The sequence below is a fragment of the Streptomyces sp. NBC_01296 genome, assembly GCF_035984415.1.
GTDB lineage: Bacteria > Actinomycetota > Actinomycetes > Streptomycetales > Streptomycetaceae > Streptomyces.
On record NZ_CP130720.1, the window covers coordinates 3,156,289 to 3,177,055 of the forward strand.

Below are 20,767 nucleotides of genomic sequence, written 5' to 3' on the forward strand. Positions count from 1 at the left end.
GTGCCGAGCCGTTGTCGGGGGCGCGCCCCCGAACCGCCGCGTCGGCGGGGCTGGATTTCGCGGGGTGGCGGCGAACCGGGCCGGTGGTCCCCGGCGGCTGGATGCCGTGCAGGGGCTTCTTCAGCCCCGTCCGGCGTTTGAGGACCGGGTCCGGGCAGAGCCCGGCGGTGATCGCGGCGCGGGACGGCGGGTGCTGGGCCGGAAGGGTGAGAGTGGGGAACTGGCCGTCTCCGGTGGGGGATTTGTCATACCGGGCGTGGCAGCATCGGCCGCCTGGAGGTGATCACATGTCACGCCGCCTGCTCCGCGCCGCCTGCATCGCCGCCGTGGTCGTCACGGCCGGGCCGTTCCCCGCCACCCACGCCAAGCCCGCCCCCGACAGCCCGTCGGCCCGCGCCACCGCGCGGCAGTCACCCGGTGCGGCGGACGCCGTCACCCGCCACGCCGCCCGCGGGGCGAACGCCGACCCCCGGCAGAATCCCGGTGCCACCGACGCCGGAGACTCGCCCCCGCGCCAAGGCCCCGGCGGCGCCCGCCAGAACCCGGGCTTCAGGGGTCGCACCGCCCCGCAGGGGCTCGGCGCGGCGGACGCGATCACCCCGCAGGCCGCCGATCCGGCGGATGCCGTCGCCCGCCAGGGTGCCGGCGCCACCCCACGGCAATCCCCCGGCGCCGGAGGCACCACCGTCCGGCGGGCTCCGGGCGCCGGAGGCACCACCGGGCCCCGGGCCACCAACGCCGGAGACTCGCCCGCGCGTCAAGGCCCCGGCGGCGACGCCCGGCGGAGCCTCGGCTCGGCGGATGCCGGCGACCGGGCGAGCGCCGGCTCCGCGGACACCCCCGCACCGCAGACCACCGGCGGGGCGGACGCCACCGCTCCCCGGGCAGGCACCTCGGCGGATGTCGACGCCCCGGCGAGCCCCGGCGCGGCCGACGCCACCGTGCCCCGGGCCACCGGCTCGGCGGATGCCGGCGACCCGGCGAGCCCCCGGGCCGCAGGCGCCGCCGGTTCGGCGGCGGGCCTCGGGGCCGCGGGGGTCGGGGGGTTGCTGGCGCAGCTGCGGGGGCTTTATCGGCAGGCCGAAGAGGCCGCCGAGGCCTACAACGCCACCGAAGTCGCGCTCAAGGCCGCCCAGGACGAGGAGCTGCGGCTCAGTGCCGCGCTCGGGAAGGCCCGTACCGCCCTCGGGGCGGAGAAGGCCGCCGCCGGGCGGATGGCCCGGGAGCAGTACCAGGGGGCCCGCGGCTTCTCCCCGTACGCCCGGATGCTGCTCACCGGCGACCCCCAGGCCGCCCAGGACCAGCGCCGGCTCACCGCCCGCGAGGGCGCCCGCCGGGCGGGGGTGCTGGCCCGCCTCACCCGCGGCGAGCACCGGGCCGACGTCCTCGCCACCGCCGCCCGCAAGTCCCTCGACGCCCGGCAGTCCCTGACCGCGCAGCGCAAGCAGCACAAGCAGCAGGTCGACCTCAAGCTCAAGCAGGTCGAGCGGATGCTCGCCTCGCTCAGCCCCGAGCAGCTCACCCGGCTCGGCACCCGCGAGGCCGCCGACACCGCCACCGCGCAGCGGAATCTGCTGGACTCCGGCCGGCTCGCCACCACCCCCCGTACGCCCACGGCCGCCGGCGGCGCCGCCCTGACCTACGCCACCGAGCAGATCGGCAAACCGTACGTGTGGGGTGCCGAGGGGCCGGGGTCCTTCGACTGCTCCGGGCTCACCTCACAGGCCTGGGCACACGCCGGCCGGTCCATCCCCCGGACCAGCCAGGAGCAGTGGGCGCAGCTCCCCAAGGTGCCCCTGGACGAGCTGCGCCCCGGCGATCTGGTGGTCTACTTCCCCACCGCCACCCATGTGGCCCTGTACGTCGGCGACGGAAAGGTGATCCAGGCCCCGCGGCCCGGCGCGAAGGTCAAGGTCTCCCCCATCGCGGCCAATCCGCTGCTCGGAGCCGTACGGCCCGATCCCGACGGGGCCCCGCTCGCCGAGTTCACCGCGCCGCCGGTCCCCGAGGCCTCGGGCGGCGACGACAGCGGTTACTCCGCCGACGCGGCGCCGGCCGACGCAACCGACGCGACCTCCGCCACGTAGTCCGCCGCGTCCTGCGGGTCGTAGAAGTACGCGTCGAAGTCGGCCGGGTTGTCGAAGCCGTTGGCGAAACGATCCGCCACCGGCTGCAGCTGCCCGGCCGCGCCGATCAGGTTCAGTACGTGCTCCGGCGGGACGCCCAGCATCGCGTTCGTCCACTGGGTGACCGGCTTGCCCGTCGTGAACCAGAACTTGTCGAAGGTGGCCTTCATCCACGCCTCGTCGAACGGCTTGTCCCCGTGCATCAGGATCGACGACAGGTAGGAGGCCGCGCACTTCGACGCCGAGTTCGAACCCTGGCCGGTGATCGGGTCGTTCGCGACGACCACGTCCGCGACGCCCAGCACCACGCCGCCGCCCGGCAGCCGACCGATCGGGTTGCGGACGACCGGCGCGTACCGGCCGGCCAGCGTGCCGCCCGCGTCCGTCAGCTCCACGCCCTTCGCCCGCGCGTACTCCCAGGGCGTGAACTTCTCCATCAGCTCCAGCGTGAGCGCGAGGTGCTCCGCCGGGTCGTTCACCCCGCGGAACACGTCCAGCGGACCGCCCGGGAGCCCTTCCCAGAACAGGATGTCCGCCCGCCCCGACACGGTCAGCGCGGGCATCACGAACAGCTCGCCCACCCCCGGGACCAGGTTGCAGCGCACCGCCTCCGTCTCCGGGTGCTCGGGGCGCGGCTCGAGCCCGTGCACGTACGAGACGGCCAGCGCGCGCTGCGGCGCGTCGTACGGGGAGCGCGCCGCGTCCCGCCCGAACATCGACACCAGCTCGCCCTTGCCCGCCGCGACCAGCACCAGGTCGTACGTACGGGAGAAGTAGTCGAGGTCGGCGACGGACGCGCCGTGGATCACCAGCTGTCCGCCGCGCTGCACGAAGACGTCGAGCCAGCCGGCCATCTTCACGCGCTGGTCCACGGACTGCGCGTACCCCTTGAGGCGGCCGAGCCAGTCGATGGGGCGGGAACCGTCCGGGGCGGCCACCGAGACGCCGATGCCCTCGATCCGCGGGGCCTGCCGCTCCCAGAAGTTCAGCCCGAGGTCGCGCTCGTGCTGGAGCGCCGTGTCGAACATGACCTGCGTGGACATGATCCGCCCGGTGCGGATCTCGTCCGCCGTCCGGTTGGACATGAGGGTGATCTCGTACCCCTTGGCCTGGAGGCCGAGGGCGAGCTGGAGCCCGGACTGGCCGGCCCCCACGACGAGTATCTTGCGCATCTCACGTTCTCGATTCGGGTGAGCGGTTCGGCGGTTCTACGGAACTACGGAGCTACGGAACTACGGAGCTATTCCGGGGTCGCGTCCAGCGCATGGCCCACCAGCGTCAGCAGGGAGGCGACGACCGTGTCCCGGCGCCGCGCGTCCATGATCACCACGGGCACGTGCGGCGGGATGGTGAGCGCCTCGCGCACGTCCTGCGGCTCGTACGCGTGCGAGCCCTCGAAGTGGTTGACGGCGACGGAGTACGGCAGCCCGCAGCTCTCGAAGTAGTCGAGGGCCGGGAAGCAGTCGCGCAGCCGGCGCGTGTCGGCCAGCACGATCCCGCCGATGGCGCCGCGCACCAGGTCGTCCCACATGAACCAGAACCGCTCCTGGCCCGGGGTCCCGTACACGTACAGCACGAGGTCGTCGTCGAGGGTGATGCGGCCGAAGTCCATCGCGACGGTGGTGGTGCTCTTGTCCGGCGTGGCCGACAGGTCGTCCGTCGGAAGGCTGGCCTGGGTCATCACCGCCTCGGTGCGCAGCGGGGTGATCTCGGAGACGGACGACACGAAGGTGGTCTTGCCGACGCCGAAGCCGCCCGCGACCAGCACCTTGACGGCGACGGGTGCGCGCGAGCGGTCGTACTGCCAGGGCTGGACGGGCTCGTCGTCCACCGAGGTGACCGGGTCAGAGACGGCGAAGACCACTGAGCACCCTTTCCAGCAGCGCGCGTTCGGGGCGCCCGGGGCCGTGCCCCGTCCCGTAGACGCGTATCCGTCCCTGGTCGGCGAGGTCGCTGACCAGGACGCGGACCACTCCGAGCGGCAGCTTCAGCAGCGCGGATATCTCGGCGATGGTGCGCATGCGGCGGCAGACCTCGACGATGGCCGGCATCTCGGGCATGCGGTCGTCGGGTATGAGGTCGTCGGGCGCGCCGCCGTCGGACATCTGCGGCTGCGATGCCCGGGTGTCGAGCGCGGCGACGAACGTCTCCACGTGCAGGACCTGCGTGAAGCGGGTGCGGCCGCCCGTGAGGGAGTACGGGCGGACGCGGGCGGGCCGGCGGTCGGCTCCGCGTATCGGCAGCCGGTCGGACGGGGACGCCGACGCCGAGGCCGTACTCCTCACGGGGTCTTCTCCATCGACTGGCGCAGCTCGCTGCGGACTTCGGGGGTCAGGACGTGGCCGGCACGGCCGACGAACAGGGCCATGTGGTACGCCACCACGCTCATGTCGCAGTCGGGGGTGGCGTGCACGCCGAGGAGCGAGCCGTCGCTGATGGCCATGACGAAGACGGAGCCGTACTCCATCGCCACCATCGTCTGCTTGACCGCGCCGCCGTCCATCAGCTCGGCGGCGCCGGTGGTGAGGCTGCCGAGGCCGGAGACGATGGTGGCCAGGTCGGCGGAGGCGCCGCGCGGGCCCTTGGTGCGCGCGGGGCTCTCGCCGGCGGCTCCTCCGGGGTCGGAGGACAGCAGCAGGAGCCCGTCCGAGGACACGACGGCGACGGAGTTGACGCCGGGCACCTCCTCGACCAGGTCGGTCAGCAGCCACTGCAGGTTGCGGGCCTGGGTGCTCAGTCCGTACGTACTGGGCGCGGTCATGTGCGTGCCTCCTGTGCGGTGTCCCCCTGGTCGGTGTCCTGTGCGAGCTCGGCGGCCACGACGCGCCGTCCGTCCCGCGTCCCCTGGTAGAAGCCGCCGAGCCGGCGGCGCAGCTCGTCGGCGTCGACGCGGCGCGCCGGCTCGGGCGGCCGTACGGCCTCGGGGCGACGCGCGGCCACCGTGCGCGGGGTCCGCTTGGGCAGCCCCTTGTCGGTGACGGCCTCGGGTCCCGCGTCGGGGTGGCTCCCCTGGCGGGGGACCCAGTCGGCCTCGTCGGGTGCGTGCCGGTGGGGCTCCGCCGGGCCGTCGGGGGCGACGGCGGTGGCGGTCTGCCCGGGGAGCGGCAGTCCTGGTTCCGGTACGTCGGCCTGCGGGCCCGCATCGGGCAGCCGGTCGGCGGGCGCCGGGTCGGGGTCGGACCCCGCGAGGGCCTCCGGTCCCGCGTCGGGGACGACCCGCGCGAGGAGCTCGTCGCCGGGATCCCGCCCGTCCGGGACCTCTGCGGCCGGGCCCGCCACGGTGAACACCTGATCGGCCGGCGGCAGCTCGGGCTCCGCCGGCACGACCCGCGCCAGCAGCTCCTCGGCCGGTCCGCTCGCCGCAGTGAACACCTGGTCGGCGGGCGGCAGTACGCCCTCCGGACCCGGGACGGCGTGGCCGCCCGAGGCAGGCTCCGCCTCCGGCGCCTGCGCCTGAGCCGTGAACACCTGCTCGGCGGGCGGCAGCCCGCCGTCCGCGGCCGGGGCGTGCACGTCCGCGTCGGGCTCCAGCCCGCCGGCGAGATCCGGCCCGAAGTCCGGGGCCAGGTCCGCGCCCGAAACCTCCACGGCGGCGCCGACGGCCCCACCCTGGTCCGGGACCGGCTCCGCGCCGGGGACCGACGCCTCGGCGGCGGCCGTGGCCTCGCCGAGCAGCGCGTCCGCATCCGCATCCGCCTCGGGGTCCAGCCCCTCGGCGGTGTCCCACTCCATGCTCCGCAGGAGCTCCGCGTCCGCCTCCGGGCCCGGGTCCCGGAAGGGGTCGGGCGTGGGCTCGGGCGTGGCCTCGGGGGCGGAGGCGGCCTCGGCCTGGGGCTCCGCGTCCCGTTCCACCGCCGGAGGCATCCGGCGGGGCGGGATGGTGTTCTCGTTCGCCTCGGCGATCACGCCCGGCAGCCGGAGCTCGGGCACGCCCGGCGTGGCGAAGGTGTGCACCGGCGAGCTCGGCGGGGTGGCCGGGAGCAGCGACGCCGGGACGACCACCAGGGCCTCCGTGCCGCCGTGCCGCCCGGCGCGGAGCTCCGCGGTGACCCCGTGCCGGGCCGCGAGGCGCCCCGCCACGTACAGGCCGAGGCCCAGGCCGTGTTCCGATTCCGGCTCCTGGTCGTACGCCTCGGGCGTGGCCAGCCGGGCGTTCAGCGCCTCCAGCCGGTCGGCGGTGACGCCGATGCCCTGGTCCACGACGGACAGCACCACGTCACCGGCGTCGAGCAGCCACCCGGAGACCCTCACCTTGGCCTCGGGCGGCGAGAACGTCGTCGCGTTCTCCAGCAGCTCGGCGAGCACGTGCGAGATGTCGTCGGCCGCGTGCCCCGCGACCTGGGTGAACGGGGGCAGCGCCGCCAGCTCGACGCGCTCGTAGCGCTCGATCTCACTGACCGCGGCCCGCATGACGTCGACCAGCGGGACCGGGGCGCCGGCGCCGTGGCCGTGCTCCTGTCCGGCCAGGACGAGCAGGTTCTCGTTGTGGCGGCGCATGACCGTCGCCAGGTGGTCCATCTTGAACAGGGTGGCCAGCCGGTCCGGGTCCTGTTCCTTGGACTCCAGCTCCTCGATGACCGCGAGCTGGCGCTCGACCAGTCCGAGCGTGCGCAGCGACAGCGAGACCGACGTCGTCGACATGATGCGGCGGTGCTCTTCGAGGCCGGCCCGCAGCTGCGTCAGCTCGGCCTCCAGCGCCTCACGGCCCGAGCCCAGCGCCTCGTTGCGGCCGATGAGCCGGCGCGCGTCGGCGTCGAGGCCGGCGATCCGGGTGTGCAGGGAGACCGTCTGGTCGCGGACGGCGTTGAGGTGGCGTACGACCTCGGCGAACTCGTCGTTGCGGCCGGTGAAGCGGACCGGCTCCACCGAGCCCTCCGGGGTCGCCAGCCGGGCCGCGCCGCGGCGCAGGACGGACAGCGGCCGGGTCAGCGAGCGCGCCACGGCCGTCGAGAAGCCGACGGCGACGAGGAACAGCAGGCCGAGGACCGCGACCAGCATCTCCAGCCGGGTCACGTCGTCGTCGCGCAGGGTGGCGAGCGCGGTGGCCCGCTGCCCGGCGAGGGTGGACTCCACGGACCGCATGCGGTCGATGCGGGCGGTGAGGGCGGGGGCGACGGTGGCGCCGTCGAGCTTGCGGTCGGCGGAGGACAGCGTGGGCCGCTCGGTGAGCCGCTTGAGGTAGTCGTCGGCCGTCTTGACCTCGGGGCCGGTGACGGTGGCGGCGAGGGTCTGGCGTACGTCGGGCCGCGCGACCCGGGTGAAGTCGTCGAGGGCGGCCTGCTCCCGTACGCGGGCCCGCTGGGCGGCGGTGGTCAGTTCGTCCACGACCGCGGAGTTGGGGAGCTGCTCACCGCGGGGGACGGCCAGCGCGGCGAGCAGCAGTCCACGGGTGGCCGAGGCCTGTTCCACGGCCTGGCCGAGGGGGGCCAGCGGGCGGTTGGTGGCGAGGGCGGCGCCGGCCCGCGGCGGGGTCAGCTCGGCGAGCCGGTCGCCCGGGGCGAGCAGTTCCGCGATGACGCCCGCGTACGCCTGCTGGGCGGCGAGGGCGCTGCCCTTGCCGTCTACGGCCTCGCTGCGGACGGCCTGGACGCGGCCGAGGGCGAGCGCGAGCGGCTCGTCGGCCTCGTCGCGGACCTCGGCGAGCTGGCGGTCGGTGAGCGCGGTGCGCTCCTGGACGGGGCCCTTCGCCTGTGCGCCGGGGCGCCCCTTGGCCACGTACTCGACGACGGCGTCGCGCTCGTCGGCGAGGAGGTGCGCGAGGGTGAGGGTGTGCTGGGTCTGCTCGGCGAGCGTGACCAGCTGCTGGGAGTCGTTCAGCTCCCGCGTCGCGGAGACCACGGCCGGGGTGCCGGCCGCGAGGACGGTGAGGCCGGCGACGGCGACGCCGATGACGAGCCTGCTGCGCACGCGGACGCGGCGTCCTGCGGGGTCGGGTCCGTCGGTGGCGGTGCCGTTCTTCCGAGACCGCTTCTTCTGCACCGGTGCTCGCAATCCTGTACGTGTGCTCGTGCTCGTCTACTCGTGTGGCCGAGGTAACGGCCGGTCAACAAGTAAACGCCCCCTGCCCCCTCGTACCGCCTCAGACCTTTGCAGCGTGTTGGGGACAGAGCCTGACATCGCCCACCCGGCCACTCGAACGAGTGAACATCACGGATGAGTTGGCAACCAACTCGGCAGGGCGCTGTCAGAGGGCCGTCATGGCCGGGTGGTTGAAAGATCGATGGGGGCTTTGGCAATATGCCCGCCCACATCCCGCCGGGAGGCCGTGGAGGGCCTCGGACGACGGGCTGGTGGCGGCGATCCCGCCGGTTCTGCATTGGTACGGACTTTTCGGTCCATCGCGACCGCCCGGTCCCTGCGGGGCGGGCAGAATGCCCGTATGCGCATCGACCTCGCCTCGGCCCCCGGCAACCCGGAACGCCCCAACGAGGACTGGCTATCGGCGGCGATGCCCGCTGCGGGCGGCGGAGTCCTGGTCGCCCTGGACGGGGTCACCCCGCCGAGCGGCGAGGTGGGCTGTACGCACGGCGTGCCCTGGTTCGCGGCCCGGCTCGGGGGCCGATTGACCGAACTGTCCGGATCGCGCCGGGACATGCCGCTGGACCGGATCCTGGCGGAGGCGATCCGCGGCACCGCCGACGCGCACCGCGACACCTGTGACCTTTCTCACGTACGGACCCCGCAGGCGACGGTGGTGATGGTGCGCTGGGACGAGGCCTCGGTGGAGCACCTCGTGCTCTCGGATTCCGTACTGCTCCTCGAGGCGCCCGGGGGCGAGGTGACGCCGGTGCTCGACGACCGGCTTGACCGGATCCCGCGCGAGCTGCTGCGCACGCGGACCTCGGCGGACGCGCTGCGCAATGTGGAGGGCGGCTTCTTCACGGCGGCCGCGGACCCGGCGGTGGCCGCCCGCGCGGTGACGGGCCGGACCCCGCGCGCGGGGGTGCGGGCGCTGGCGGCGCTCACGGACGGCGCGAGCCGGTGGACGGACACGTTCCGGGAGGGTGACTGGGCGCAGTGCCTGGAGGTGCTCCGGAAGGAGGGCGCGCAGGGCCTGATCGGCCGGGTCCGCACCCTGGAATCCGACCCGTCCCGCCCCCTCACCCGGGGCAAGCGCCACGACGACGCCTCGGCGGCGTACGCGGAGCTGTAGCGATCCGGGCCGGCCGGGAAAGCCGGCCCCGCCGGCGTTTGAGGCGCGGGGTCCGCGGGGCTACTCCTCGCCCTGGTTCAGCTGGTTCAGGAGTCTCGCCAGTTCCGCGACTTCCCCCCGGTCCCAGTCGGCCAGCTTGCGCATGTACTGCTCGCGCCGAGCCCCCCGCACCCGCAGGAACCGCTCGCGGCCCTCGTCCGTGAGGCCGACCAGGAAGGCCCGGCCGTCGGCGGGGTCCGGCTCGCGGGCCACCAGCCCCAGCACCTCCAACGCCCGCAGCTGCCGGCTCATGGTGGCCTTGCCGACCCCGAAGTACGCGGCGAGTTCGGTGGCCCGCTGGCGGCCCGCGGCCTCCAGGCGGACGAGCAGCCCGTACGCGGCGGGCTCCAGCTCGGGGTGCAGGGCACGCGCCATCTCCCCGGAGGAGGCCCGGGCGCGCCGGAGGAAGACGGACAGCTCCCGCTCCAAGGCAAGGAACTCCTGGTCTTCACTACCCTGCACGTCCGCTCCCATCGGTGGTGTCCTGAGGCACCAGTATTTCGCAGCGGGAACGGCGACGGCCCGGGGCCCCGCCGGAGCGGGGTCCCGGGCCGTCCGCATGCGGATCCGGCGGGGATCAGGCGGCGGCCGTCACCGGGACCGCGTCGGCGGCGAGCGCCAGTTCCAGGACCTGGCGCACGTCCGTCACCGGGTGCACGTCAAGCCCCTCCAGCACCTCGGACGGCACGTCGTCCAGGTCGGCCTCGTTCCGCTTCGGGATGATCACGGTGGTCAGGCCCGCCCGGTGCGCGGCGAGCAGCTTCTGCTTGACCCCGCCGATGGGCAGGACGCGCCCGGTCAGCGAGACCTCGCCGGTCATGGCCACGTCGGTCCGGACCTGCCGCCCCGACAGCAGCGAGGCCAGCGCCGTCGTCATCGTGATGCCCGCGCTCGGTCCGTCCTTCGGGACCGCGCCGGCGGGGAAGTGGATGTGCACGCCCCGGTCCTTCAGGTCGGCGACCGGGAGCTCGAGCTCCGCGCCGTGCGAGCGCAGGAAGCTGAGCGCGATCTGCGCGGACTCCTTCATCACGTCGCCGAGCTGCCCGGTCAGGGTGAGCCCGGCCGCCCCCGTCTCGGGATCGGCCAGCGAGGCCTCGACGAACAGGACGTCGCCGCCCGCGCCGGTCACCGCGAGCCCGGTGGCCACGCCGGGGACGGCGGTGCGCCGCTCGGCGGGGTCCTGTGCGGACTCCGGGACGTGGTGCGGGCGCCCGATCAGCCCCCGCAGGTCGTCGGCGCCGATGCGCAGCGGCAACTCCCGCTCCCCCAGCTCGTGCTGGGAGGCCACCTTGCGCAGCAGCCGCGCGATGGACCGCTCCAGGGTGCGCACGCCGGCCTCGCGGGTGTACTCGCCGGCCAGCCTGCGCAGCGCGTCCTCCTCCAGGACGACCTCGTCGGCGCCGAGACCGGCCCGCTCGAGCTGCCGGGGCAGCAGGTGGTCGCGGGCGATGACGACCTTCTCGTCCTCGGTGTAGCCGTCGAGGCGGACGAGCTCCATGCGGTCGGCGAGCGCTTCCGGAATGGCCTCCAGGACGTTGGCGGTGGCCAGGAAGACGACGTCGCTCAGGTCCAGCTCCACCTCCAGGTAGTGGTCCCGGAAGGTGTGGTTCTGCGCGGGGTCGAGCACCTCCAGCAGCGCGGCCGCCGGGTCTCCGCGGAAGTCGGAGCCGACCTTGTCGATCTCGTCGAGCAGGACGACCGGGTTCATGGACCCGGCTTCCTTGATGGCCCGTACGATCCGGCCGGGCAGCGCGCCGACGTACGTACGCCGGTGGCCGCGGATCTCGGCCTCGTCGCGGACGCCGCCGAGGGCGACGCGTACGAACTTGCGGCCCATGGCGTGCGCGACGGACTCCCCCAGGGAGGTCTTGCCGACGCCGGGCGGCCCGACGAGCGCCAGCACGGCGCCGCCGCGCCGCCCGCCGATGACGCCCATGCCGCGCTCGCCGCGCCGCTTGCGCACCGCGAGGTACTCGGTGATGCGGTCCTTCACGTCGCTCAGCCCGGCGTGCTCGGCGTCGAGGACGGCCCGGGCCCCGCGGATGTCGTACTCGTCCTCGGTGCGCTCGTTCCAGGGCAGTTCCAGGATGGTGTCGAGCCAGGTGCGGATCCAGGAGCCCTCCGGGGACTGGTCGCTGGACCGCTCCAGCTTGTCGACCTCCTTGAGCGCGGCCTCCCTTACCTTCTCGGGGAGGTCGGCGCCCTCGACGCGGGCCCGGTAGTCGTCGGACTCCTCGCCGTCCTTCTCCCCGTTGATCTCGCGCAGTTCCTTGCGCACGGCTTCCAGCTGGCGGCGCAGCAGGAACTCGCGCTGCTGCTTCTCGACGCCGTCCTGGACGTCCTTGGCGATGGACTCGGCGACGTCCTGCTCGGCGAGGTGTTCGCGGAGCCAGGAGATGGCCAGCTTGAGGCGTGCCACGGGGTCGGCGGTCTCGAGCAGTTCGACCTTCTGGGCGACGGTCAGGAACGGCGAGTACCCGGAGTTGTCGGCGAGGGCCGAAACCCCCTCGATCTGCTGGACCCGGTCCACGACCTGCCAGGCCCCGCGCTTCTTGAGCCAGCTGGTGGCGAGCGCCTTGTACTCCTTGACGAGCTCGGTGACGGACCCGGGCAGCGGATCGGCCAGTCTCTCGTCGACGCTCTCGCCCTCGACCCAGAGCGCCGCCCCGGGCCCGGTGGTCCCGGCCCCGATCCGGACGCGGCCGACACCGCGGATGAGCGCCCCGGGATCCCCGTCGGAGAGCCGCCCCACCTGCTCGACGGTCCCGAGCACACCGGTGCCGGCGTACTTCCCGTCGACCCGCGGTACGAGCAGCACCCGGGGCTTCCCGCTCCGCACCGCCGCCTGGGCGGCCTCGACGGCCCCCCGTACCTCGGCATCGGACAGGTCCAGCGGAACGACCATCCCAGGCAGCACGACCTCGTCGTCGAGCGGCAGCACGGGCAGAGTGAGCGTTACGGACGTCGAAGCCATGATCTTCCCTCCGGCAGTGAAGTTGAGCTATGCCGACTCAATGCATGTGCGCCTCCCGATGTTCCCCAACGCCCGTTCGCCCCCGGCGAACACCCGGAGTTGTCGGGGGGCTGTCCGGCGTGGCCCAGGTCAGCGAGGCGTGAGGAGGCAGAACTCGTTGCCTTCCGGGTCGGCCAGAACCGTCCAGGAGATTGCGGACTGATCGAAATCAGGGTCGGTGGCGCCCAGGGCGCGCAGTCGGGCTGCCTCTGCGGCCAGGTCGTCACCGGGGTAGGGGCAGACGTCGAGGTGGACGCGGTTCCACACGCTCTTGGTGCCGGGAGTGCGGAGGAACTCCAGGTAGGGGCCGACGCCTTTGGCGGAGCGCATGGTCGCGTGGTCGTCGGTGACCTCGTGCAGCGTCCAGTCCATCGCCTCGCCCCAGAACCGGGCCATCCCTCGCGGGTCGGTGCAGTCGACCACCACCGCGGCGATCGGCCCGGTGTCCCGGTAGATCGGACGGGGCTCCAGGACGCAGAACTCGTTGCCTTCCGGGTCGGCCATGACCGTCCAGGGGACGTCGCCCTGCCCCACGTCGGCGAGCGTCGCGCCGAGATCCTTCAAGCGCGCGACCAACTCCGCTTGATGGGCGGTCGAGGTGGTGGCCAGATCAAGGTGCACGCGGTTCTTGACCGTTTTGGGTTCCGGGCGGGCGATGATGTCGATGCAGACGGCCACGGGATCGGGGTAGGCGAAGCCCACGGGTTCGAGGTTGGTCACGCCGGGGCCCTCGCTGTCGACACCCCAACCGAGCGCCTCCGCCCAGAACCGGCCGAGCGCGGAGTCGTCCTGGGCCTTCATGTTGATCTGCACGAGTCGTGTTGTCATACCGCAGATCTTAGAAACCCCAGCCGACGTCGCGAAGCCGACAGCTCACTCCGGTCGCTGCGCGAGGGGAGGCATGCGCGACCGGCCGGCGTCGGTCAGGCACGGGGGAGGGAGCGGACTGCCGTGACGATCACGGCTCCGGGGATCAGCAGGCCGGCTTCTCCCAGGGCGTAGACCAGCCAGTGCGGCATGTCGAGCCAGAGCTCGTACGGGATGCCGACGGCGATCCCGCCGGCCACCGCGAGGAGTCCGCTGAGCAGGAGCGTCGTCCACGCGCACGTCGAGGCCCTGCGGTTGAGGAGGACCTCGTCCCGCCAGTGCTCCGGCGTGAACGGGGCAGTACCCGCATACGGCGTCATGGCGGCCGATGCTGGCACCGAGGACGCGGCGGCGATCGGGGGTTGGCCGAAAACTGGCACATGGGGTGAAGCACTGCGGAGCGCACGCAGGCCGGTGCGTGCGCTCCCGCTCGCACTCTCTGTGCCGCCCCCGGCACTTGACCGGTCCTATGCCCCCGCGATGCGGATGTCGCCCGAGGAGGTCTGGATCGAGAGGTGGGACGGGGCCTTCGGGGTGGTGGGGAGGGTCTCCTGCTTGCCTGACGCGGTGGCGGTCGTGATCTCGTACGGGGCCTGCGGGACCGTCAGCGAGACGTCGCCCGAGCTGGTCTTCGCCGTCACCGACGTCGGGGGCTTCGCGAAGGTCAGGCGGGCGTCGCCCGAGGAGGCGTGGATCTCCGCCGTCGGGCCGGCCAGGCCGGTGGCGGTGACCGAACCCGACGACGTACGGACCTTCAACGGACCGGCGATGCCCTCGACCTTCACGTCGCCGGAGGAAGAAGCGAGGTCGGCCGCCGCCACACCGGCCACCGTGACGTTGCCGCTGCTGCTCTCCAGCGTGACCGCGGCCGAGGCGGGGACCTCCAGGCGGTAGTCGATGAAGCAGGTGTCGGAGCAGCCGTCCGTGAACGTGAGGACGCCTCCCGACACCTGCTGGCCCGGCTTCGGCGCCGTGTCCCCGCGGTAGTGGACGGTCCGGTGGACCGTGACCCCCGGGCCGGTGCCGGGGGTCACCTCGATGGAGCCGCTCCGCGCGTCCTTCACCTCGACCGCCGTGACGGCCTCGGCGACCGTCGTATCGGCGGTCTCCGTCTTCTGCTCCGTGTCGTCGAGGGAGCATCCGGAGAGCAGCAGTCCGGCGGCGAGAGCGACAACCGCCTGGTGGGCGAACCGAGATGACGTGTTGGGGGAAGGCATGCACACCAGTGTGCCGAGGCGTGATCCCCCTGCAGAGGGTGTCCGCACCCGAATCCGGGGTGGTGGTAGCACCACCCCCGGCCCCCTCCTCAGATGCCGATCGCTCCGTCGATCCGCTCGCGCAGCAGGTCCGCATGGCCGTTGTGGCGGGCGTACTCCTCGATCATGTGGATCAGCACCCAGCGCAGCGACACCTTCCCCCGCCACGCCGCGTCCTCCGCCTCCACGTCCAGGTCGGGCGCGGCGGCCGTGAACGACTCCGCGAACGCCACCTCCTCCCGCCAGGCCTCCCACGCCGCCGCGACGGCCTCCGGGCCGGACACCGCACCGTCGAAGTCGCCGTCCGGATCGGCCTGCGACGAGAACAGGGCCGGCACCTCCTGCCCCGCCAGGACCTGGCGGAACCAGCGCCGCTCCATGTCCGCGAGGTGCCGGACCAGGCCGAGCAGCGAGAGCGTGGACGGCTCCACGGACCGCAGGGACAGGGCCCCCGCCTCCAGGCCGGCGCACTTCAGCTCCAGCGTCGCGCGCTGCGCTCCCAGGACGTCGGCGAGCATGGCCCGCTCGTCGCCCGTCGTGGGCCCCGAGAACCGGTCCTCGGACGCTCCGAAGAACTGCCCCCGGCGGCCCGTGACCGCGGGCCGCTCCGGGCGCATGGCCCAGTCCGTCCACGAGCCGTCGTACACCGCCAGGGAGGAGTAGCCGGCCAGCGTGGCGCCCAGGGCCAGGACGCACGCCGTCACTCCCGAGCCGCAGCTGAAGTACAGCTGCTCCCGGTCACCGGTCAATGCGGCGAAGGCCTCGCGGAGTTCCCCGGCGGGCCGCATCAGGCCGCCGCGCTGGAGGTCCCCGAACGGCAGGTTCACCGCGCCCGGCATGTGGCCCCCGCGCAGCCCCTCCCGCGGTTCCGGGGCGGCGGCGGTGAAGCGTTCGCGCGTACGGGCGTCCAGTACGACCGCGGCCGGATCGGCGAGGGCCGCCCCGACCGCATCGGCGTCCACCAGCAGCCCCGTCCGCGGCCGGGCCGTGAAGGAGCCGCGCGGGCCCTCGTACGCAGGGCCGCACGCCTCGACGGGCAGCCCGGCGGCGGTCCAGGCCGGCAGCCCGCCGTCCAGGACGGCGGCGCGGTCGAAGCCCATGGCGCGCAGCATCCACCAGGCCCGCGCACTGGAGTAGATGCCGGCGCCGTCGTAGACGACCACGGCGTCGGTGTCGTCCACGCCGAGCGCGCGTATCGCCTCCTCGAACGCGGCGGCCCCGGGCATGGTGTGCGGGGCGGGGGCGTCGTGGTCGGACAGGGCGCCGTCGAGGTCGAAGGGCCGCGCGCCCGGGATCCGCCGGTCGGCGCCGCGGTGGGCGCCGACGGAGGCGTCGAACACGACGAGCCCCGGCTCGCCGAGCCGGGCGGCCAGCCAGTCGGCTCCGACCAGCGGTCCGGGCAGGGCGGCGGCGTCAGCGGCATCGGCAGAGCGGGACGGGGTCATACGGCACCTCCGGGTGCGTCGGCGGGCCCGAAGACGAAGCGGGCCGTCGCACACATCCTCCTACGAGGGCCGCGCGCCCCTGCAAAGCGGGTTGCCGGTAAGGGAGTTGGCGAGGATCCTGTGCCCTACATCAAGGCTTGGGGGGAGCCGCATGGCCAAGAGTGTCGTGACCGATGTCACCGTCAGCCGAAGAGTCCTCTGGATCGGCGCGGAGGCGTATCCGCTGAGCAACATCGCCCGGGCGACCACGGTCAAGGTCGACCCTCCGCGCGGACAGGCGATCGCGCGCTTCATGAAATCCGTCGTGACCGTGATCATCCTGGCGGTCGTCGCCCTGGTCGTGCTCCCGAACGGGTACTCGGACGCGGCGGTGCTCGGCGCGCTCGTGCTGCTCGGCCTCCTCGTGGTGCAACTGGGCGGCGCCATCCTTCAGAAGACGTACTACGCGCTGGTGATCGAGACCGCGGGCTCGCCGAACACCGCGCTCGTCACCAACGATCTGACGCTCGTCCACGACCTCGTCCGCGTGATCATGGAGGCGATCGACAACCCGCAGGCCAGCTTCCACCAGCAGGTCAACAACTACATCGGCCAGGTCGGCGACAACTTCAAGGTGTTCGGCAGCGGCAACGTCGGGAAGGTGGGCAATTGACCGGCAACGAGGACTTCCGGATCGGCCGGATCGGCGACGACATCCGGGTCTACGGGACGAACAACATCGGCAAGATCGGCACGCAGAACAACGCGCCGCAGGATCCGCAGGCGGCCCTCCAGGAGCTCATCAGCCTGGTCCAGGTGCTGCGGGGACGCGTCCCGGAGGACGACCGCGCAGACCTGGACGAGTCCCTGGACACCCTCACCGAGGACAACGTGGAGCGCGGGGCGTTCCGCCGGGCGCTGGGGCGCATCTCCGGCGTGGCCCAGCTGGTCGGCGAGGTCGGAGTCCCGGTGGCCGAGGCCGTCCGCCGGGTGCTGGCGCTGTCCGGCATGTAGGAGACCGCCGCAGCCGCTTAGGGTGCGGCCATGGAGCCGGAAACGATCACCGTCCTGGACGCCCGCGCGTGGACCCCCGACCCGGAGCCGGTCCACAGGATCCTGGCGGACCTGGTCACCGGCGGCGCGGCGCTCGGCTGGGTCGACCCGCCCTCCGCGGACGAGGTCGCGCAGCTGCTCGACCACGTGCTGGCGGCGGCCCGGTCCGGGGATGCGGCCCTGCGTGTCGCCTATCTGGGCGGCCGCCTCGTCGGACTGGGCTACTGGCTGCGCTACGCCCGGCCCACGCACCGGCCGCACGCCGATCTGGAGAAGCTCGCGGTGGACGCCGCCGCCCACGGGCGCGGCATCGGCCGGGCGCTGACCGCCGCGCTGATCGAGGACGCCCGGTCCGCGGGCATCGAGGTCCTCACACTGGACGCCCGGGGCGACAACACCCCCGCCCTGGGGCTCTACCGCTCACTGGGCTTCACCGAGTACGGCCGCCTGCACGACTTCGTCGCCGTCGGGGACCGCCGCTACGACAAGGTGTTCTACATGCAGGACTTGCGCGGCTAGCGCGCGGCCCAGGCGGTGAAATCGGCCCAGGACCTGGGGGCCACGGCCAGGGGTGGGACGGCGAGGTCCTTCGAGTCCCGGACACGGACGGCGTGGGCGCAGGTGGCCACCTCGACGCACGCGCCGCCACTGTCGTTGCTGTAGCTCGACTTGTACCAGTTATGGGCCACCTCGATGCACTGGCTGCCGCTATCGCTGCTGTAGCTGGACTTGAACCACTGCGGGGCGCCGCTCATTGCTTCTCTCCTGCCAACTTCTCGATGAAGCCCAGAGATTCACGTGGGCCAAGGGCCTGTGCGCGGATCTTCGCATACCGCTGGGAGTAAGTGCTTACCTTGGCTCGATCGCTGATCGTCAGGCTCTCGTCCTGCATCTCCATGTAGACCAGCCGATCATGCCGAGGGGTCTCGACGAGATACATCCCGCCGCGCATGCCTGAATGCTCACCGCTGAGTCCGCAGTCGAGGGGGAGCACCTGCACGTTGACGTTGCGACGCTGGGCCAGTTCGGCCAGATGCCGGTACTGGTCGCGCATGATGGCCCCACTGCCGATGTCCCGACGCAGCGCGGACTCGTCCAGGATGAGCTCGATGAACGCAACCGGGTCCCGGTCGAAGACCGCTTTACGCCCCATCCGAGCCTCAACCAGCTCCTCGACTCGCTGGTCCGAGAGCACCGGGAAACCGCCCGCCATCAGCGCGCGTGCGTACGCCTCCGTCTGGAACAGGCCGTAGATCGCCTGGGTCTCGAACAAGTACAGCGCCAAGGCCTCCCGCTCCAGCACAGCGAAGTCCTGGAAGTGCAGGGGGAACTTCTCCAACCGGACGCACTCCCTCGCCAGCTCGAAGACACCGAGCCCTTCCCCGATCTCCTCCTCCAGCTTGACCAGCATCTCGTCGCTCGGAGGCTGTGCGCAGGTCTCCATCGCGCTGATCGCCGAGCCGGTGTAGCCCGTCCTGTGCCCCAGTTCGGTCTGGGTCAGCCCCGCCCTCTGCCTCAATGCCCGCGCCAGGTGGGAGACCAGGCGGGTCGCTCCGCCGGCCGTCGCCTTGTTCTTCGCCGTCTTCGACACGCAGCTTCCCCGCTCAACCGGATGCAGCACCGCTCAGGGTCACGAAAAACGGTAGACCCGTGCGGGCACGGCGGTTCGGCGAATACGGAAAAGCGGCACCCTACGGGCAGCGCCCCGGCTGGGCGTAGACCGCGATCCGGGCGCCCCGGACCTCGTCCACCGAGCAGAGGTCGAAGTGCGAGGCGAGCGTCTGGCGTTTGACCGCCTCGCGGGGGTACGGGTCCAGCGGCTGGCCCGCAGGGTCCAGCAGGGCCACCACCCGGGGGGCGTCCACCAGGCGGGTCCAGATCTCCGCGGTCGGCAGCTCCGTGCCCTGGAGGCTGTGCGAAGCCGCCGGGGTGCGGGCCAGGGCCAGGTCGCGCAGGCTCCCGTACAGCTCCGGCGAGGACAGCAGCCACTCGCGCCGCCGCGACGGCATGAACAGCACCGCGTCCCCCGGCCGGGCCCGTTCCCGGACCGCGGCGGCCACCGCGAGCACGTCGTCCTTGCGGCTCTCCGGGGTCCGCAGCCACACCGACCACCACCCGAACGGCACCAGCAGGGCGGCCACCAGCAGCCACGGCCACCACCCGCGCGCCGCCGCCAGCCGGGTCCCCGCGAGCAGGGCGAGCCCCGCCAGCGCGTAGAGCACGTACCGGTCCACGTACCAGGGGTGGACGAGGGAGACCGCCATCAGCAGCCCGGGCGGCAGCAGGGCCAGCGGCGCCGCCACCCATGCGAGCTCACGCGGGACCGAGGGGCCGCGCGCGAGCAGCAGCACCGCGACCGCGACCACCCCGTACGCCGCCCAGTCCTGCCAGCTCGGCCGCCCGAGCCAGCCCAGCTGCTGCTCCGCCTGGCGGGCGCTCACCACGGCCAGGGGCAGCAGCAGGGCCGCCACCGCCGCGGCGCTCCACCGCCAGCCGCGCGAGCGCCAGGCGGTGACCCCGTGCGCGAGCAGGGCCAGTACGGCGAACTCGTGCAGCCAGCAGCCGAGCAGCAGGACCACGGCGTACGCGACCCACCGCTCGCGCAGCATCAGGTACGTCGCCCACACCACGGCCGCGGCGACGAGGGCGTAGGAGCGGCCCTCCTGGGCGTACATCTGGACGGGCGGCAGTACGGCGTAGGCCACGCCGGAGCACAGTGCGGCCCGCTCCCCCGCGAGCCGGTGGGCGACGGCCGCCACCCCGGCGGCCGCGAGGGCGGTGGCGGCGACGGCGGGCAGGCGCAGCGCCCACAGGCCGCCGGTCTGCGGCCCGCCGCCGTCCCAGATCCGGAAGACCGCGTGCATCAGCAGGTAGTAGAGCCCGTGCACGGCGTCGACCTGCCCGAGCAGTTCCCCGATCCCGCCGAGCGGCCGGTGCGCGACCTGCCAGGTGACGGACTCGTCGCGCCACATGCTGCCGCGGCCGCCCGCGCCGCCGCGCTCCAGGCCCCAGAGGCCGAGGAGGAGGGCGAGCAGCGGCGGCAGCCAGCGCCAGGCGGCGATGCGGCGGATGTCGTCCTCCTGGTGCTTTCCGGGCGGGGGGTGCCGCCTCCATACTCGGGGGTCGGTCCGAGAACCTGCGGAGGTGGGGTGTGCGCGCGTTACGAGCGGTGGCGGCGGTGCTGACTGCGGTGGTCCTGAGCGGGTGCGGTTCGGGGGGCGGGTCGCAGGACAAAGCGACCGCGAGTCCCTCGTCCGGCGGCAGGACCGGCAGCAATACTGCGTCCGCTGCGGCGCAGCCGTCTCCCGGGCCCGGTTCGAGCGCGACCGCCGAGCCGCCGGGGCAGCAGCCTACGAGTGCGCCGACGGCCTCGTCCGTGCCCGTGTCCCCGGGGCCCTCCTCGGCGCTGGAGCGCCTGGTCACGGTCACGCGGACCGGCGGGCTCGCCGGGAGGACGAGCACGCTGCTGGTCAAGGGCGACGGCTCGTGGACCCGGCTGGACGGGCAGGCGCGCCCGGTCGGCACCGGGAAGCTGCCCGCGGACCGGGTCGAGAAGCTGCGCGCCGCGCTCCGGCAGGCGGACTTCGCGCACCTGCCGCGGATCCCGAAGGGCGGGGCGACGATCTTCGACGGCTTCGCCTACGCCTTCGTGCACGGCGGCTACGAGGTGGCCGCCGATCAGGGGTCGCTGACGCCGGGCCTGCAGGGCGTGCTGGACGCGCTGCCCCCGTTCGAGGCGGGGTGATCCGGCCCGGCGGAGCGCTTTGACTTTGGCCGGGCCCCGCCGTTGACTGAAGGAAGAGCGACCACGGCACCAGAGGTCCGCCGGGACGCCC

The 20,767-nt window shown here is 73.5% G+C and carries 20 protein-coding genes and 1 pseudogene; 6 read left to right on the plus strand and 15 right to left on the minus strand.

Annotation, left to right across the window (positions count from 1 at the left end; translation table 11 throughout):
* Positions 1–287: 287 nt before the first annotated feature.
* Positions 288–2,087: an NlpC/P60 family protein gene (locus OG299_RS13960; protein ID WP_327361657.1), complete on the plus strand. Its 1,800-nt coding sequence runs from the start codon at positions 288–290 to the stop codon at positions 2,085–2,087.
* Here the strand turns inward: OG299_RS13960 and OG299_RS13965 are convergent.
* The 5 genes from OG299_RS13965 to OG299_RS13985 all read right to left on the minus strand — a co-directional run bounded on the left by OG299_RS13965 (position 2,033) and on the right by OG299_RS13985 (position 8,105).
* The gene (locus OG299_RS13965) at positions 2,033–3,298 is read right to left on the minus strand and encodes a styrene monooxygenase/indole monooxygenase family protein (protein WP_266625500.1); all 1,266 of its coding nucleotides are present in this window, start codon (positions 3,296–3,298) and stop codon (positions 2,033–2,035) included. The genes OG299_RS13960 and OG299_RS13965 overlap by 55 nt on opposite strands.
* A gap of 68 nt (positions 3,299–3,366) precedes the next feature.
* Positions 3,367–3,990 carry a GTP-binding protein gene (locus tag OG299_RS13970; RefSeq protein WP_327361658.1) on the minus strand — a complete coding sequence of 208 codons (624 nt, stop codon included), beginning with the start codon at positions 3,988–3,990 and terminating at the stop codon, positions 3,367–3,369.
* Entirely contained in the window at positions 3,971–4,411 is a 441-nt protein-coding gene (locus OG299_RS13975) for a DUF742 domain-containing protein (protein WP_327361659.1), read from the minus strand. The genes OG299_RS13970 and OG299_RS13975 overlap by 20 nt, the downstream gene beginning before the upstream one ends.
* On the minus strand, positions 4,408–4,887 hold the full coding sequence (locus OG299_RS13980; protein WP_266625506.1) for a roadblock/LC7 domain-containing protein: 480 nt from the start codon (positions 4,885–4,887) through the stop codon (positions 4,408–4,410). Before OG299_RS13980 ends, OG299_RS13975 begins: the two co-directional genes overlap by 4 nt.
* Positions 4,884–8,105 (minus strand): sensor histidine kinase, encoded by a 3,222-nt coding sequence (locus OG299_RS13985; protein WP_327361660.1) that lies wholly within the window; start codon positions 8,103–8,105, stop codon positions 4,884–4,886. The genes OG299_RS13980 and OG299_RS13985 overlap by 4 nt, the downstream gene beginning before the upstream one ends.
* 400 nt (positions 8,106–8,505) lie before the next feature.
* Here OG299_RS13985 and OG299_RS13990 point away from each other — a divergent pair, with 400 nt between their 5' ends.
* Positions 8,506–9,279, plus strand: coding sequence for a protein phosphatase 2C domain-containing protein (locus OG299_RS13990; RefSeq protein ID WP_327361661.1), 774 nt, complete (start codon positions 8,506–8,508; stop codon positions 9,277–9,279).
* Positions 9,280–9,339: 60 nt separating this feature from the next.
* Here the strand turns inward: OG299_RS13990 and OG299_RS13995 are convergent, their stop codons facing one another.
* From OG299_RS13995 to OG299_RS14025, 7 genes and pseudogenes are all read right to left on the minus strand, one after another.
* Positions 9,340–9,792 carry a MarR family winged helix-turn-helix transcriptional regulator gene (locus OG299_RS13995; protein WP_030303537.1) on the minus strand — a complete coding sequence of 151 codons (453 nt, stop codon included), beginning with the start codon at positions 9,790–9,792 and terminating at the stop codon, positions 9,340–9,342.
* Positions 9,793–9,895: 103 nt separating this feature from the next.
* Positions 9,896–12,292, minus strand: a complete 2,397-nt coding sequence (gene lon, locus OG299_RS14000; RefSeq protein ID WP_266625515.1) for an endopeptidase La — start codon at positions 12,290–12,292, stop codon at positions 9,896–9,898.
* A gap of 129 nt (positions 12,293–12,421) precedes the next feature.
* Positions 12,422–13,159, minus strand: a complete 738-nt coding sequence (locus OG299_RS14005; protein WP_266625517.1) for a VOC family protein — start codon at positions 13,157–13,159, stop codon at positions 12,422–12,424.
* Between the two features lie 95 nt (positions 13,160–13,254).
* On the minus strand, positions 13,255–13,518 hold the full coding sequence (locus tag OG299_RS14010) for a hypothetical protein (protein WP_327361662.1): 264 nt from the start codon (positions 13,516–13,518) through the stop codon (positions 13,255–13,257).
* Positions 13,519–13,665: 147 nt separating this feature from the next.
* Complete coding sequence (locus tag OG299_RS14015) at positions 13,666–14,415, minus strand: DUF4097 family beta strand repeat-containing protein (protein ID WP_327361663.1); 750 nt, start codon at positions 14,413–14,415, stop codon at positions 13,666–13,668.
* An 89-nt stretch (positions 14,416–14,504) separates the two neighbouring features.
* Positions 14,505–14,972, minus strand: a complete 468-nt coding sequence (locus OG299_RS14020; RefSeq protein WP_266633222.1) for a DinB family protein — start codon at positions 14,970–14,972, stop codon at positions 14,505–14,507.
* Positions 14,973–15,041: 69 nt separating this feature from the next.
* Positions 15,042–15,899: pseudogene (locus tag OG299_RS14025) on the minus strand (sulfurtransferase); the annotation flags it as partial.
* Positions 15,900–16,050: 151 nt separating this feature from the next.
* On the opposite strand from OG299_RS14025, the gene OG299_RS14030 reads away from it, so the two are divergent.
* Genes OG299_RS14030 through OG299_RS14040 form a run of 3 tightly spaced genes read left to right on the plus strand, consistent with a single transcriptional unit; the run spans position 16,051 to position 17,450 of the window.
* Entirely contained in the window at positions 16,051–16,551 is a 501-nt protein-coding gene (locus OG299_RS14030) for a DUF6232 family protein (protein ID WP_266625525.1), read from the plus strand.
* Positions 16,548–16,892 (plus strand): hypothetical protein, encoded by a 345-nt coding sequence (locus OG299_RS14035; RefSeq protein ID WP_266625527.1) that lies wholly within the window; start codon positions 16,548–16,550, stop codon positions 16,890–16,892. The genes OG299_RS14030 and OG299_RS14035 overlap by 4 nt, the downstream gene beginning before the upstream one ends.
* Before the next feature lie 30 nt (positions 16,893–16,922).
* Entirely contained in the window at positions 16,923–17,450 is a 528-nt protein-coding gene (locus OG299_RS14040) for a GNAT family N-acetyltransferase (RefSeq protein WP_266625529.1), read from the plus strand.
* Here OG299_RS14040 and OG299_RS14045 read toward each other — a convergent pair.
* The 3 genes from OG299_RS14045 to OG299_RS14055 form a co-directional block, all read right to left on the minus strand.
* Positions 17,447–17,686, minus strand: a complete 240-nt coding sequence (locus OG299_RS14045; protein WP_266625531.1) for a DUF397 domain-containing protein — start codon at positions 17,684–17,686, stop codon at positions 17,447–17,449. The genes OG299_RS14040 and OG299_RS14045 overlap by 4 nt on opposite strands.
* The gene (locus OG299_RS14050; RefSeq protein ID WP_266625533.1) at positions 17,683–18,522 is read right to left on the minus strand and encodes a helix-turn-helix domain-containing protein; all 840 of its coding nucleotides are present in this window, start codon (positions 18,520–18,522) and stop codon (positions 17,683–17,685) included. Before OG299_RS14050 ends, OG299_RS14045 begins: the two co-directional genes overlap by 4 nt.
* Before the next feature lie 100 nt (positions 18,523–18,622).
* Positions 18,623–19,903 (minus strand): glycosyltransferase family protein, encoded by a 1,281-nt coding sequence (locus OG299_RS14055; RefSeq protein ID WP_327361664.1) that lies wholly within the window; start codon positions 19,901–19,903, stop codon positions 18,623–18,625.
* 404 nt (positions 19,904–20,307) lie between these two features.
* Here OG299_RS14055 and OG299_RS14060 point away from each other — a divergent pair, with 404 nt between their 5' ends.
* The gene (locus tag OG299_RS14060) at positions 20,308–20,676 is read left to right on the plus strand and encodes a hypothetical protein (RefSeq protein WP_327361665.1); all 369 of its coding nucleotides are present in this window, start codon (positions 20,308–20,310) and stop codon (positions 20,674–20,676) included.
* The last annotated feature ends 91 nt before the right edge of the window (positions 20,677–20,767 follow it).

What these genes read in the sequence shown, in the direction of transcription:
- OG299_RS13960 (WP_327361657.1), top strand. Translation starts at nt 288, where the DNA reads ATGTCACGCCGCCTGCTCCGCGCCGCCTGCATCGCCGCCGTGGTCGTC.
- OG299_RS13995 (WP_030303537.1), bottom strand. Translation starts at nt 9,792, where the DNA reads ATGGGAGCGGACGTGCAGGGTAGTGAAGACCAGGAGTTCCTTGCCTTG.
- OG299_RS14040 (WP_266625529.1), top strand. Translation starts at nt 16,923, where the DNA reads ATGGAGCCGGAAACGATCACCGTCCTGGACGCCCGCGCGTGGACCCCC.
- OG299_RS14020 (WP_266633222.1), bottom strand. Translation starts at nt 14,972, where the DNA reads ATGCTCGCCGACGTCCTGGGAGCGCAGCGCGCGACGCTGGAGCTGAAG.
- lon (WP_266625515.1), bottom strand. Translation starts at nt 12,292, where the DNA reads ATGGCTTCGACGTCCGTAACGCTCACTCTGCCCGTGCTGCCGCTCGAC.
- OG299_RS14030 (WP_266625525.1), top strand. Translation starts at nt 16,051, where the DNA reads ATGGCCAAGAGTGTCGTGACCGATGTCACCGTCAGCCGAAGAGTCCTC.
- OG299_RS13980 (WP_266625506.1), bottom strand. Translation starts at nt 4,887, where the DNA reads ATGACCGCGCCCAGTACGTACGGACTGAGCACCCAGGCCCGCAACCTG.
- OG299_RS13965 (WP_266625500.1), bottom strand. Translation starts at nt 3,298, where the DNA reads ATGCGCAAGATACTCGTCGTGGGGGCCGGCCAGTCCGGGCTCCAGCTC.
- OG299_RS13990 (WP_327361661.1), top strand. Translation starts at nt 8,506, where the DNA reads ATGCGCATCGACCTCGCCTCGGCCCCCGGCAACCCGGAACGCCCCAAC.
- OG299_RS14010 (WP_327361662.1), bottom strand. Translation starts at nt 13,518, where the DNA reads ATGACGCCGTATGCGGGTACTGCCCCGTTCACGCCGGAGCACTGGCGG.
- OG299_RS14045 (WP_266625531.1), bottom strand. Translation starts at nt 17,686, where the DNA reads ATGAGCGGCGCCCCGCAGTGGTTCAAGTCCAGCTACAGCAGCGATAGC.
- OG299_RS14015 (WP_327361663.1), bottom strand. Translation starts at nt 14,415, where the DNA reads ATGCCTTCCCCCAACACGTCATCTCGGTTCGCCCACCAGGCGGTTGTC.
- OG299_RS14005 (WP_266625517.1), bottom strand. Translation starts at nt 13,159, where the DNA reads ATGACAACACGACTCGTGCAGATCAACATGAAGGCCCAGGACGACTCC.
- OG299_RS14055 (WP_327361664.1), bottom strand. Translation starts at nt 19,903, where the DNA reads ATGTGGCGCGACGAGTCCGTCACCTGGCAGGTCGCGCACCGGCCGCTC.